This is a genomic window from Martinezella lusitana (genome assembly GCF_016901135.1).
GTDB lineage: Bacteria > Pseudomonadota > Alphaproteobacteria > Rhizobiales > Rhizobiaceae > Rhizobium > Rhizobium lusitanum_D.
Genome location: NZ_JAFEVL010000020.1, coordinates 82,112 through 94,383, shown reverse-complemented (window position 1 = coordinate 94,383; position 12,272 = coordinate 82,112). Strand labels below are relative to the sequence as shown.

Below are 12,272 nucleotides of genomic sequence, written 5' to 3'. Positions count from 1 at the left end.
AGAATCGTAGCTTCACTCCAACCCCCAAAGGTGAACCGACAATTGGCCATTTTCAGCCGTATAGCGAATGATGTGCAACTGATGTTTCGGCGTCCGCCGCGACAGCAGTACGCTGCGCTCTGTTATCGGCGGAAGAAGAAGACGGGCGACCTCGAAGTGCTGCTGCTGACCAGCCGCGATACAGGTCGCTGGGTCATTCCCAAGGGTTGGCCGATGCCGGGCAAGCTCTCCCATGAAGTCGCGGCGCGTGAAGCCTTCGAGGAGGCCGGCGTGCGCGGCGCCGTGGAAACCGCGCCGCTCGGCGCGTTCAGCTACGACAAGATACTGAAGGACGGCATTGAAGTGTCGTGCCGTGTGCAGGTCTATGCGCTCGAAGTCAGCGAACTCGTCAAGAACTTCAAGGAAAAAGGCGAGCGCTCCATCGAATGGGCCTCTTGCGACGAAGCTGTCAAGCGCGTTCGTGAGCCGGAGCTGCGCGACATCATCCTCGCCTTCGCACAGCGGATGACGCAAACATCCGCCGCGACGCAGACGAAGTAAGCCACATTACTCACAAGAAATTGTGCCAGGATGCAGGGTGCATATTGCGCCGCCCGTCGGGCAGCGCAATACGAGAGGTTTCGATTCAGAGAATGGCATGCCCGACCAACCGGCCACACCAGTAAAGCGGACACTCGACAAGGACCTCGACAGATTCACCTATGTCGAGGATGCGACCCATCATGTCACCAAGCGTCTGGTTGCGCCCGGCATAGGCCTGATCTTTCTCGGCCTCGCCATGGTTTTTGCCGGCATCTACGTGCTCGATCAACCGCGCGCGACACTGATCTTCGCCGCCGTGGCGCTCGCCGGCTACATGGCCATGAATATCGGCGCCAAGGACGTCGCCAACAATGTCGGCGCGGCGGTGGGCGCGCGCGCGATCACCATGACGCAGGCGCTCGTCATGGCGGCCATATTCGAAGTCCTTGGCGCGGTGATCGCAGGCGGCCCGGTCATCAACACCATTTCGACGCACATCGTCGATACCAACCGCATCATCAGCAGCGGCAAGCTCGCATGGCTGATGATGTCAGCACTTCTGGCCGCAGCACTCTGGATCAACTTCGCCACCTGGCTGAAAGCCCCCGTTTCGACCACCCATGCGATCGTCGGCGCCGTTGTCGGCGCGGGCGCCGCGGCCGTCGGTCCGGAACTGGTCAATTGGCGAATGCTGGCGGCCATCTCCGCCGGCTGGGTCGTGACCCCTTTTCTCGGGGGCGCCATCGCCGCCAGTATCCTCTTCTTCATCAAGAGCACCATCATCTATCGCGACGACAAGATCGCCGCCGCCAGATACTGGATCCCAATACTGATCGGGCTGATGGCCGGCGCTTTCTCAGCCTATCTCGTCGTCCAGCTCGTGCCTAAGGGGGCGATCTCAGGCCTGCTGAATATCGCGATCGGCATTGGCGTCGGCGTCATAACATGGCTCGGCGCGCGACCGCTGGTGGCGGCGCAATCGACCGGGCTCGAAAATAAGAACAGTTCGTTGCGCAAGCTTTTCAGCCTGCCGCTGATTGGTTCGGCGGCACTGATGTCCTTTGCGCATGGCGCCAATGACGTCGCCAATGCCATCGGTCCGCTTGCGGCGATCGTTCGCGATATCGGCCTCGGCGGTTCGCTCAGCGTGATGGCGGAAACGACCACTGCGAACGCTCCATACTGGGTCGTCCTCATCGGCGGCTGCGGCATTTCCATCGGCGTGTTGCTCTACGGCCCGCGCCTGATCCGCCTCGTCGGCGAGCAGATCACCAAGCTCAATCCGATGCGGGCCTATTGCGTCGCCACGTCGGCGGCGCTCACCGTCATCATCGCAGCCTGGTTCGGGTTTCCGGTGAGCTCGACCCATATCGCTGTCGGGTCGGTCTTCGGCGTCGGCTTCTTCCGCGAATGGTACACCAGCCACTCCACGCGGAGGCTCGCCTATATGCGCGGCAAGGCTGAAGCTGCCGGCATTCCCTGGCACGAGGCTGACAATACCGACGAACGCAACCCCGACGAAATCCATCGCCGGCGCCTCGTGCGCCGCTCGCACTTCATGACCATTATCGCCGCCTGGGCGATCACCCTTCCGATGTCGGCTCTGCTTGCCGCCGCCGTGTATTGGGTTATGGTCGCGCTCTTCATCTAAGGGATTCGAGAGGTATCCATGCGCGCCAATTTCCGCATGCAGCGGCTGTTCGTGACTTCAGACATCAAGGCGGGCAGCGCCATCGAAGCCGATCAGGATCAGTTCAACTATCTCGCCAACGTGCTGCGCATGGAGGACGGCGCGGAGCTGCTGCTCTTCAACGGCCGCGACGGCGAATGGAAAGCCAGCGTCTCCTTTCCCTCCCGCAAGCGCATACAGCTGACGCCGGTCGAGGAAACGCGGCCGCAGCCGACCCCCTCCGACCTGCATTATCTCTTCGCACCACTGAAGGTCGGACGACTCGACTATCTCGTGCAGAAGGCGGTGGAAATGGGCGCGGGCCTGCTGCAGCCGGTCATGACGCAGCATGTGCAGGGCAAGATCACCAATCTGGACAAGGTCAGGGCCAATGTCATCGAGGCGGCAGAGCAATGCGGCATCCTCGGCATACCCGATGTCGCCGAACCGGTGAAGCTTGCCGATCTGCTCGCCCATTGGCCGCGCGAGCGGCGCATCATCTATTGCGACGAAGGCGATGCCGGCCAGAATCCGCTGCCGCTGCTGACGACGATCAAGGAGAAGCATCTGGCGTTGCTGGTTGGCCCCGAGGGCGGATTCTCGGATGAGGAACGCGCGCTGCTGCGCAGCCTCGACTTCGTCACCGCCATCCCTCTCGGACCGCGTATCCTGCGGGCCGACACGGCCGCCGTGGCGGCCATGGCAGTGATCCAGGCGGCGATCGGCGACTGGAACTAGGCTCGCCTCGCCGTCAGCCCACCACGGCGAACACCGTTGCAACGACCAGCAGAACAGCCAGGGAGATATTCACCGCCCGCGAAACTGTGGGGTGCTGAAGGAAGCGTGACAGCGAGGCGCCGACGAGAAGCCATACGATATGGATGGCGACGATCATTCCGGTCAGCAGCGCGATCTTGACGGTGGCATCGAGCAGCCGCTGATCCTGAAACAGGCTGACACCGGCGAAGACTGCGGCGATCGCCAGATAGGCCTTCGGATTGGCGACAGCCAGCAGAAAGCCACCGGAAAATGCCGGAGCGGCGACCTGATCGTCACCGCGCGCCAGCGGCGGCGCGGTGGCGATCTTGAAGGCAAGGTAAAGGATATAAACAGCCGAAACCACCGTCAGCACGAGTGCGCCATGCGGCACGGAGAGCAATACAGCAACGACGCCGGTCGCCACGGCCAGCAATACCGCAACGGTGCCGACGATGAGGCCGGATACGTATCCAAGCGACCGCCGGAAGCCATAGGCCGCACCCATCGCCGTCGCGCTGATCGTCGACGGCCCCGGACTTCCCATGATCACCAGCGACGCCAGAAGCAGCGTCAGGATGGGATAGAGGCCTTTTTCGTCGAACATCGATATGCCCCGCTGGTTGTCAGTCGAAGCAAACTATCCGCAGGGACGGCTGGAGGTCTTGAACACTTGTGCAAATATGCCGGCGAGTGGCACAGTCGCGATGCGACCTCTAAGACACAAAATCCTATTTTTTTGAACGACCCTTGAAAGAAATTCACTTGCACCGTACCTCAATCCGCGTCAATCACCCTTCCAATTGGCCTGCGGCTGGCGCGGGTTCTCTTTCCGAGATCTAAGGTAATACCATGGCGCGCGACACCACCGACCAGACTCCGCTCTCCTCGGTCTCGGAAATGACGGCCTATCTGGCCGCCGGCAACAGGCCCAAGGAGGACTTCCGCATCGGCACGGAGCACGAGAAGTTCGTGTTCTTCCGCGCCGACAACAGCCCCGTGCCCTATTTCGGCGAAGCCAGCATTTCCGCACTCCTGAAGGGGCTGCAGGAAAAGAGCGGCTGGGATCCGATCATGGATCGCGACAACATCATCGGGCTCGGCGAGCCCACAGGCATGGGCGCGATCTCGATCGAGCCGGGCGGCCAGTTCGAGCTGTCAGGCGCTCCGCTCGAAACCATTCACGAGACCTGCAAGGAATCCAACAGCCATCTGGCGACGGTGCGCGAGATCGCCGAGCCGATGGGCATTCGCTTCCTTGGCGTCGGCGGCAGCCCGAAATGGACCCTGGCCGAAACCCCGCGCATGCCGAAATCCCGCTACGAGATCATGAGCCGCTACATGCCGAAGGTCGGCACCCAGGGTCTCGACATGATGTACCGCACCTGCACCATCCAGGTGAATCTCGATTTTTCGTCGGAAGAGGACATGCGCCGCAAGATGCGCGTGTCGATGAAGCTGCAGTCGCTGGCAACGGCGCTCTTTGCCTCCTCTCCCTTCACCGAGGGCAAGCCGAACGGCCTTTCCTCCTGGCGCGGCGACATCTGGCGCGATACCGACAACAGCCGCGGCGGCCTGCTCGACTTCACCTTCCGGGATGATTTTGGCTTTGAAGACTATGTGAAGTGGGCGCTCGACGTTCCCATGTATTTCGTCGTCCGTGACGGCCGCTACCATGACTGTACGCATGTCACCTTCCGCCAGTTCATGAACGGCGCCTTGAAGGGCGAGATATCAGCCTGGGAGCCGACGATGGGCGACTGGACGAATCATCTCTCGACGCTGTTCCCCGACGTGCGTCTCAAGCGCTTTCTGGAGATGCGCGGCGCCGACGGCGGCCCCTGGCGGCGCATCTGTGCCCTGCCGGCCTTCTGGGTCGGCCTGCTCTACGACGATGCGGCGCTGACGGCGGCCGACGAGCTGACCAAGGACTGGAGCTTCGACGAGGTCAACGCTCTGCGCAATGTCGTGCCGGCGCAGGGCCTGAAGGCCGTGATCAAGGGCCATGGCCTGATGGACATTGCCCGCGAAGTCGTCGGCATTTCCCGCATCGGCCTGAAGAACCGCGCCCGGCTGAATGGCGACGGGCAGGACGAAACCGTCTTCCTCGCGCCGCTCGAAGAAGTGCTTGCCAAGAAGGGTACGCTCGCCGACGATCTGCTGATGCTCTACAACGGCCGCTGGAACCAGTCGGTCGAGCCGATCTTCGAGGAATATCAATACTGATAGCGGATCCGCCTGCCTTCATCGCCTGGACGGCACGACGGCAGAAACCGGTATGCGCCCTCTTTTTTCCCGCTATACTATCGGAATCATGCGCCGCCTGATTCCGAAGCGGCGTCACTGCGGGGAAAGGGACTTCGATGCTGCCACTCTTCGACATGATGATGCAGGCACAGAACGGCGCCTCGACTGAGGCCATGGCCAAGCAGTTCAACCTCGCGCAGGAACAGGCGACCAAGGCGATGGCCGCGCTGATGCCGGCCTTCTCGACCGGCTTCAAGCGCAGTGCCGCGGACCCCTATAATTTCATGGGCGTGATGCAGGACATCACCTCGGGCAACTATGCCAAATATTTCGAAGACATGGGCAAGGCCTTCACGCCGGAAGGCATCGCCGACGGCAATAATGTGCTGGCGCGGCTGTTCGGCTCAAAGGAAGTCTCGCGCGCGATCGCGGCGCAGGCCGCACAAATGACTGGTGTCGGCCAGGAGATCTACAAGCGCATGCTGCCCGTCATGGCCGATACGCTAATGGGTGGCCTGTTCAAGGAGACCAGCGGCCAGATGCCATCGATGGCCAATCCTTTCCTCAACACGGCGATGGGGGAAATGATGCAAGGCTGGCTGCAGACCATCGGTTTCGCGCCAAAGCAACGGCCGTCTCCGCAGGCAAGCATCTTCGACAACCCCTTCACCCAGGCGATGGAACTGATGTTCGGCGCCGATCAGGTCAAGCACGGGAAGGCCGAACCCGCCAATCCCTTCCTCGACAATCCCTTTACCAAGGCGTTTCAGGACATGATGCGGAACTTCCCGATGTCACCGGTCGAACCGCCGAAGGAAGAACCCAAAGCGAAGCCCGCCGCCGGCGTCGACATGGCCGCCTATACAGACATGTTCAACGCCATGTTCGACAGCGGCCTGGAAGTGCAGAAGAACTACCAGAAGAACATGGAAACGATCTTCGATAGTTATATGCAGAACGGCAGCCCGGCCAAGACGCCCGAAGGCAAGTCCTAGCCGCGCTGCCACCCGCGGCGCGTAGGCTGAAGGCGACCGATGGGCCTACGCGGCAAGCGTCGGATAGTCGATATAGCCCTTGGCTCCGGGCGCATAGAAAGTCGAACGATCCGGTTCGTTTAGAGGCGCGTTACGGCGAAAACGCTCCGGCAAATCCGGATTGGCAAGAAATGCGGTACCAAAAACCACCGCGTCGGCTTTGCCTTCCTTTAAGAGCTCCTCCGCGCTCGCCTGAGTGAGCCCACCGCCAATGATATATGATCCGGCGAAACGCGGGCGGAGCAGCTCATGGTAATCCACCGCCGCACCGAACAATGCGACATGGAGATAGGCCATGTCCGAGGCCTTGAGATGCTCGACCAGATAGGAATAGGTTTCCTGCGGATTGGCGTCCGATATATCGTTGAAATTCATCTCCGGCGAAATTTTCAGACCGACCCGGCCGGGTCCAGCCTCTTCGATCATTGCCGTCAGGACGTCGAGCATGAAGCGGGCACGGTTGGCGACGGAACCGCCATAGTCATCGGTGCGCTGGTTGGTGCCTGACGAGAGAAACTGTTCCGGGAGGTAACCCGAGGCACCATGCAGCTCGACGCCGTCGAAACCGACGGCAAGCGCATTGCGTGTCGCGACGCGATAACTCTGGATAGTGTGCTTTATCTCGGCAAGCGACAGCTCGCGGGGCGTGACGAAATCCTTCTGGCCCTCGCTGGTCCAGGTCTGCCCTTTCGGTGGGATAGCCGAAGGCGCGACCGGCAGCTCGCCATTCGGCAACAACAGGGGATGGGAGATCCTGCCCGTATGCATCAGCTGCATGAAAATCCGCCCGCCCGCATCATGCACGGCGTCGACAGCGGCTTTCCATGCCTCGAGCTGTGCTTCCGTCTCGATACCCGGCGTATGCACATAGCCCTTGCCCCCGAACGTGGGGAAAACACCTTCGGAGATGACAAGGCCGGCACCGGCGCGTTGCGCGTAGTAGGTGACAGCCAGATCTCCCTGCACACCGTCATCATCGGCGCGAGAGCGGGTCATCGGAGCCATCACGAGGCGATTGGCGATCTCGATCCGGCCAAGGCGCGTGGGTGTGAAAATCTTGCTCATGGAACGTCCTTTCTGTCTGTTCGAACAAGACATGGGACTTTTCCCTGGTGGCATAAACAGGCTATAATGGAAATGATTATTCCAAAAATGGCGCAATCTGCATGGAATACCTGAACGACATGGCGCTTTTCGTCGAGGTAGTGAAAGCGCGAAGCTTTCGCCGCGCCGCCGAGACGCTTGGCATGCCCAACTCCACGCTGTCCCGCAGAATCGGCCTTCTTGAAAAGTCGATCGGATTGCGCCTGCTGCATCGCACGACGCGGCGGATCGAGCTGACCGAAGCGGGGCAGCTCTATTATGAACGCAGCAAACGCATCGTCGAAGAGGCCAGGATAGCCCATGAGCAATTGGGCGAGATGGTCGCGCGGCCGAGCGGCGTCCTCAGGGTTTCCCTGCCGGTGGATTTCGCAACGACATATCTGGCGCCACTGCTACCGGAATTCGCCGCGCTTTACCCTGGTATGACGTTCGATTTCGACCTGACGCCCCGCAACGTCGATCTGGTTGCCGAGCCTTTCGATCTGGCAATCCGGATGGCCGCACCGCAAACGCCAAACCTGATCGCAAGGGTCATCGCACGGTTTACGCCCCGGCTCTATGCCGCTCCGGGCTATCTTGAACGAAACGGCGAGCCGCACCATCCCTCCGAACTGGAACGGCACGAATGTCTGACGATGCAGAATATCGGTAGCTGGATCCTCCATCGCGAGGCAGAAACTGTAGAGGTCAAGGTGGGAAGCCGCTTTCGCGGTAATAGCGTTGCCATGATCCGGCGGCTTGCGACACTGGAGATGGGCATTACCGCCATTCCGGAGAGGGTCGTCGTGGAAGAGCTTGCAAATGGGCAGCTGCGGCGCATCCTGCCGGAATGGCAGTTGGCCCCGACCTCGGCCTATGCCGTCACGGAAACCCGCCTGCTTCCCGCCAAGACGCAACGCTTCATCGAATTCCTGCGGGAACGGCTTCGCGAGGCGTAGGGTGGCTTGTTTCGTCGCATCCGTCGATGCTGGCCTGAAGCAAACTCGACATCCATTGTTCGAAATTCCGCACAACCCGTGCTGATTGCACCCGGTTATCAAACAGCGGGATTGCGCATATTTCTATCTCATCTTGAATGGAGACAATCATGCCCAACATCGATCAGTCCGGCAGTTTTACCCTCGGCGACCACAGCGTCAAACGTCTCGGCTACGGCGCCATGCAGCTCGCAGGCCCCGGCGTGTTCGGGCCGCCCAAGGATCATGAGACGGCGCTGGCCGTATTGCGCGCAGCGGTCGCCGCTGGTGTCGACCATATCGACACCAGCGATTTCTACGGCCCGCACGTCACCAACCGGTTGATCCGCGAAGCGCTCCATCCTTATCGGGACGATCTCGTCATCGTCACCAAGATCGGCGCCCGGCGCGGCACGGATGCTTCGTGGCTCCCGGCCTTCTCCCGCGAGGAGCTGACACAGGCGGTGCACGACAATCTCCGCAATCTGGGACTGGATGTGCTCGATATCGTCAACCTTCGCATCATGCTCGATGTGCATGGTCCCGCCGAGGGGTCGATCGAAGCACCCCTGACAATCCTGGCCGATCTCCAGAGGCAGGGTCTCGTGCGTCACATCGGGCTCAGCAACGTCACCGCCAAGCAGATCGTCGAGGGACGTGGGATCACCGAAATCGTCTGCGTGCAGAACCAATATAATCTGGCGCATCGGGCCGACGACGCACTGATCGACGAGCTTGCCCGCGACGGCATCGCCTATGTGCCGTTCTTTCCGCTCGGCGGGTTTACGCCGCTGCAATCCTCCACCCTGTCCGATGTCGCCGCACGCCTGAAGGCTACGCCGATGCAGGTGGCGCTCGCCTGGCTGCTTCAACGCGCGCCGAACATCCTGCTCATTCCCGGCACCTCGTCTCTCGAGCACTTACAGCAGAATCTCGCCGCCGTCGGGCTCGTGCTGCCGAAGAACGAGATTGCGGAGCTGGATCGTATCGCGGGCGTCGGCGCCGCCTGACGCTCTTTGGATCCGATTGTTTTGGAGCACCCCCGCTCATGGCAGAGGCGGGGGTGTTCCACGCGTCACGAGCTTAACCGCATGACGCAGTTTTTCCTCATTCCATGGTCCCTGCCCAATCGGTCGTCTGCAAAGGCAATTCGAGCCGGCGCGATATCCCGATGCCCTCCAGAAATATCTCGTCGTGGCTGACCACCAGCAGCGCGCCGTCATAGGCGCGCAATCCCGCCTCGACCGCTGCGATCGAATCGATATCAAGATGGTTGGTGGGCTCGTCGAGGATCAACAGTGCGGGCGGCACCGTTCCGCCGAGCACACAGGCAAGGCCGGCGCGCAACAGTTGTCCGCCGCTCAAGGTGGAGACGATCTGCAGCGCCGCATCGGCCCTGAACATGAAGCGCGCAAGCGCGGCACGGCAGGCCGTTTCGTACGCATCCGGATTGATGTTCCGGAAGTTGTCGCGGATCGAAAGCGACGGATCGAGCAGGCTGACGCGCTGATCCAGAATGGCTGAAGAGACAACCCGCACCGTCCCGCTCCAGGGCTCCAACACACCGGATATGAGCGCCAGCAGCGTCGTCTTGCCCGAGCCGTTCGGCCCGGTGATCGCAATACGTTCCGGGCCGGTGATGACGAAATCGAAATCGCTGATGATCGGTCGTTCCGGCTGATAGCCGGCGGTGACTTTCTCCATTTTCAGAACCGTCCGGCTTGCCGGCACTCCCGATGTCGGGAGCTTGACCGTGAGGGGTTGTAGAATCTCGATCTTTTCGCGGGCGGCTGCGGCATCCTGCAAGGCCTGGGCGCGCCGGCGCTCGGCAAGACGGGCATTCTCGCCGCCCGTCGTCTCGCTTCGCTCCTTCAATCCGCCGAGCATGATGCGCGGTATGCCGCCCTTGGCCGCCATCTTCCGGCCGGCCTTGTCCCGTCGGGCCTGTCGCTCGACTGTTGACTGCGCACTTCGTGCAACTTCGGCCACGCGTTTCTCGGCCTCGGCGAATTCGTGTTCGACGGCTGCCAGCTCCAGGACCTTGCGTTCACGATACTGGCTCCAGTTGCCGCCGTAGCGTGTCGCACCGAGCGAGGTCAGCTCGACGATCGCATCCATCGTATCGAGCAACTCCCTGTCATGGCTGACCACGATCGCGCCTGCCTTCCAGCTTGAAAGCAGGTCGATCACCGCGGCACGGCCGTCGCGGTCGAGATTGTTGGTCGGTTCGTCCAGAATGAGGAAGTCGGGGTCGTCGACGATCAGCGCCGCAAGGCCGCATCGCGTGCGCTGCCCGCCGGACAGGGTGACGAGGGGCGTCTCGGGTGAGATATCGAGCCCGACGCGATAGAGCGCCGAGGCGATACGCGCCTCCAGCGTCCAATCCGCCATGGCGAGCTCTTCGGCCGTTGCCTCGCCGGCCTCCGCGCGCTTCAGGACGGCCAATGCCTCGCTCGCCTGGAAGAGATCGGCGACGGTTTCACCGGCCTCTACCTGAACGCTCTGACGCAGGATGCCCAGTCTGCCGTTGAAGGAGACCGTGCCGGACCGGGGCTGCAATTCGCCGGCAACGAGCTTGAGCAGCGTCGTCTTGCCGACACCATTGCGGCCGACAAGGCCGGTGCGTTCGGTGCCGAAGCTCAGATCGAGATTGGAAAGAAGCGGCCGGCCGTCAGGCGTGGACCACGAAAGATTGGATAGAACGATGGATATGGGCATGGATACGAATTTCCCCGATGGCAAGGCTGAACGGCATTGCGGTCGGGTTGGAATCCATTGCGGCACACATCCTGTTTGAATGACTGATGCCTATAAGTTAGGCGACAAATAGTTTCAATTCAAGCTTGAGCGTCGACGGTGTCGAGAAAACTGATGACACGTTTCCAGGTGAGGTCGGCCGCCTTGGCATCATAATCGGGCAGGCTGGCATCGGTATAGAGATGACCGCCGCCGCCGGGATAGGTGAATATATCCGCTGTGATCCCGGACCGTGCTGCCGCCGATCGCCGGGCGGCGACATCCTCCTCCGGCTCGAACGGATCCGGGTCGGCAAGATGGAGCTGAACGGGCAGGCCCTTGCGGGCATTGTCGGCAATTCCGGCGATGCCATGCAGGAAAAGGACACCGGCCGTCTTCGGCCGTTTCGGCCAGAGGCTCGCGGCAACGGCGGCGCCCATCGAAAACCCGGCGAGCACAGTCGAGGCAGGCAAGCCCGCCAGCGCCCATTCTGCGCGCTCGCAAATCGCCGGCCAGCCGATTTCGTCCTTGAATTCGAAGCCTTCTTCGATCGATCGGGCGATCAGCCCTTCATAGAGATCCGGTGCGAAAGCCTTATGCCCGGCCGCCTGCACGCGCTCGACCGCCTCATTTTCGAGAGAACGCAAGCCGTAGACGGAGTGGAAGAAGATCACGGTTGCCATCGTCACATCCCTGCAATTTCGATCAGCGGTAACATAAGGCAATTGCCGCTGCAGGCAACTTGTCCGCGCATGGTCTGTCGTCGGAACAATACCCTCAAAAAGAAAAAACCCGGTGTTGGCCCTGAGGCCGAACACCGGGAAAGAAGCAGGGCTTATTGGCTATCACCCTGCGGGGAAACTATTTTCCGACTTCAGTCGCGGAAGCTGCTGAAGGCGGAGAGGCGCGTGCGGCGACGCGCGGAATTGGTCAGGTGGCTGGACGGGTCCTCGAAGAAGGTCGAGGTGATCAGCGCGGCATCAAGGTCCTGGCGGGTCAGGCCGATGTCCTTCAGCTGGCTGTCGTTCAGCTCATTCAGATAGTGGATCTCGCGGCGATTGCGGATTGCGCGCCAGCCGGATGCCACATTGGCGAGAGCAAGCATCAGGCGTGCCGTCAACGGCAGCGAACGTGTTGCGGGGCCGAGGTGAAGTGTCCGATCTGTCGTGCGCATTTCCGTAGTCCTTTCCTTGAGGCACACGCGAGCCGAGCCCCTTCCCGGTGATCCAGGAAAGGGGCGTAGGCCGG

General features: G+C 61.4%; 12 protein-coding genes. 7 read left to right on the top strand and 5 right to left on the bottom strand.

The window, feature by feature from the left end; all coding sequences use genetic code 11:
* Positions 1-81: 81 nt before the first annotated feature.
* From JTP94_RS07585 to JTP94_RS07575, 3 genes are all read left to right on the top strand, one after another.
* Positions 82-540, top strand: coding sequence for an NUDIX hydrolase (locus JTP94_RS07585; protein WP_409456592.1), 459 nt, complete (start codon positions 82-84; stop codon positions 538-540).
* A 97-nt stretch (positions 541-637) separates the two neighbouring features.
* Positions 638-2,173, top strand: a complete 1,536-nt coding sequence (locus JTP94_RS07580; protein WP_204849920.1) for an inorganic phosphate transporter — start codon at positions 638-640, stop codon at positions 2,171-2,173.
* Between the two features lie 18 nt (positions 2,174-2,191).
* Positions 2,192-2,929 (top strand): 16S rRNA (uracil(1498)-N(3))-methyltransferase, encoded by a 738-nt coding sequence (locus tag JTP94_RS07575; protein WP_204849919.1) that lies wholly within the window; start codon positions 2,192-2,194, stop codon positions 2,927-2,929.
* A gap of 13 nt (positions 2,930-2,942) precedes the next feature.
* On the opposite strand, the gene JTP94_RS07570 is transcribed toward JTP94_RS07575, so the two are convergent.
* Positions 2,943-3,554, bottom strand: a complete 612-nt coding sequence (locus JTP94_RS07570) for a LysE family translocator (protein ID WP_204849918.1) — start codon at positions 3,552-3,554, stop codon at positions 2,943-2,945.
* 245 nt (positions 3,555-3,799) lie between these two features.
* Here JTP94_RS07570 and JTP94_RS07565 point away from each other — a divergent pair, with 245 nt between their 5' ends.
* Together JTP94_RS07565 and JTP94_RS07560 are read left to right on the top strand one after the other, a co-directional pair.
* A complete protein-coding gene (locus JTP94_RS07565; protein ID WP_204849917.1) occupies positions 3,800-5,173 on the top strand; it encodes a glutamate--cysteine ligase in 1,374 nt (457 codons plus the stop codon).
* Between the two features lie 137 nt (positions 5,174-5,310).
* Complete coding sequence (locus JTP94_RS07560) at positions 5,311-6,189, top strand: DUF937 domain-containing protein (RefSeq protein WP_204849916.1); 879 nt, start codon at positions 5,311-5,313, stop codon at positions 6,187-6,189.
* Between the two features lie 45 nt (positions 6,190-6,234).
* On the opposite strand, the gene JTP94_RS07555 is transcribed toward JTP94_RS07560, so the two are convergent.
* Positions 6,235-7,293, bottom strand: coding sequence for an alkene reductase (locus tag JTP94_RS07555; protein ID WP_204849915.1), 1,059 nt, complete (start codon positions 7,291-7,293; stop codon positions 6,235-6,237).
* A 101-nt stretch (positions 7,294-7,394) separates the two neighbouring features.
* Between JTP94_RS07555 and JTP94_RS07550 the strand changes: the two genes are divergently transcribed.
* Together JTP94_RS07550 and JTP94_RS07545 are read left to right on the top strand one after the other, a co-directional pair.
* Positions 7,395-8,270, top strand: a complete 876-nt coding sequence (locus JTP94_RS07550) for a LysR family transcriptional regulator (RefSeq protein WP_204849914.1) — start codon at positions 7,395-7,397, stop codon at positions 8,268-8,270.
* 149 nt (positions 8,271-8,419) lie between these two features.
* Positions 8,420-9,298: an aldo/keto reductase family oxidoreductase gene (locus JTP94_RS07545; protein WP_204849913.1), complete on the top strand. Its 879-nt coding sequence runs from the start codon at positions 8,420-8,422 to the stop codon at positions 9,296-9,298.
* A 97-nt stretch (positions 9,299-9,395) separates the two neighbouring features.
* On the opposite strand, the gene JTP94_RS07540 is transcribed toward JTP94_RS07545, so the two are convergent.
* The 3 genes from JTP94_RS07540 to JTP94_RS07530 form a co-directional block, all read right to left on the bottom strand.
* Complete coding sequence (locus JTP94_RS07540; RefSeq protein ID WP_204849912.1) at positions 9,396-11,006, bottom strand: ABC-F family ATP-binding cassette domain-containing protein; 1,611 nt, start codon at positions 11,004-11,006, stop codon at positions 9,396-9,398.
* 119 nt (positions 11,007-11,125) lie between these two features.
* Positions 11,126-11,707: a dienelactone hydrolase family protein gene (locus JTP94_RS07535; protein WP_204849911.1), complete on the bottom strand. Its 582-nt coding sequence runs from the start codon at positions 11,705-11,707 to the stop codon at positions 11,126-11,128.
* Positions 11,708-11,898: 191 nt separating this feature from the next.
* Entirely contained in the window at positions 11,899-12,198 is a 300-nt protein-coding gene (locus JTP94_RS07530) for a DUF1127 domain-containing protein (RefSeq protein ID WP_204849910.1), read from the bottom strand.
* Positions 12,199-12,272 lie beyond the last annotated feature (74 nt).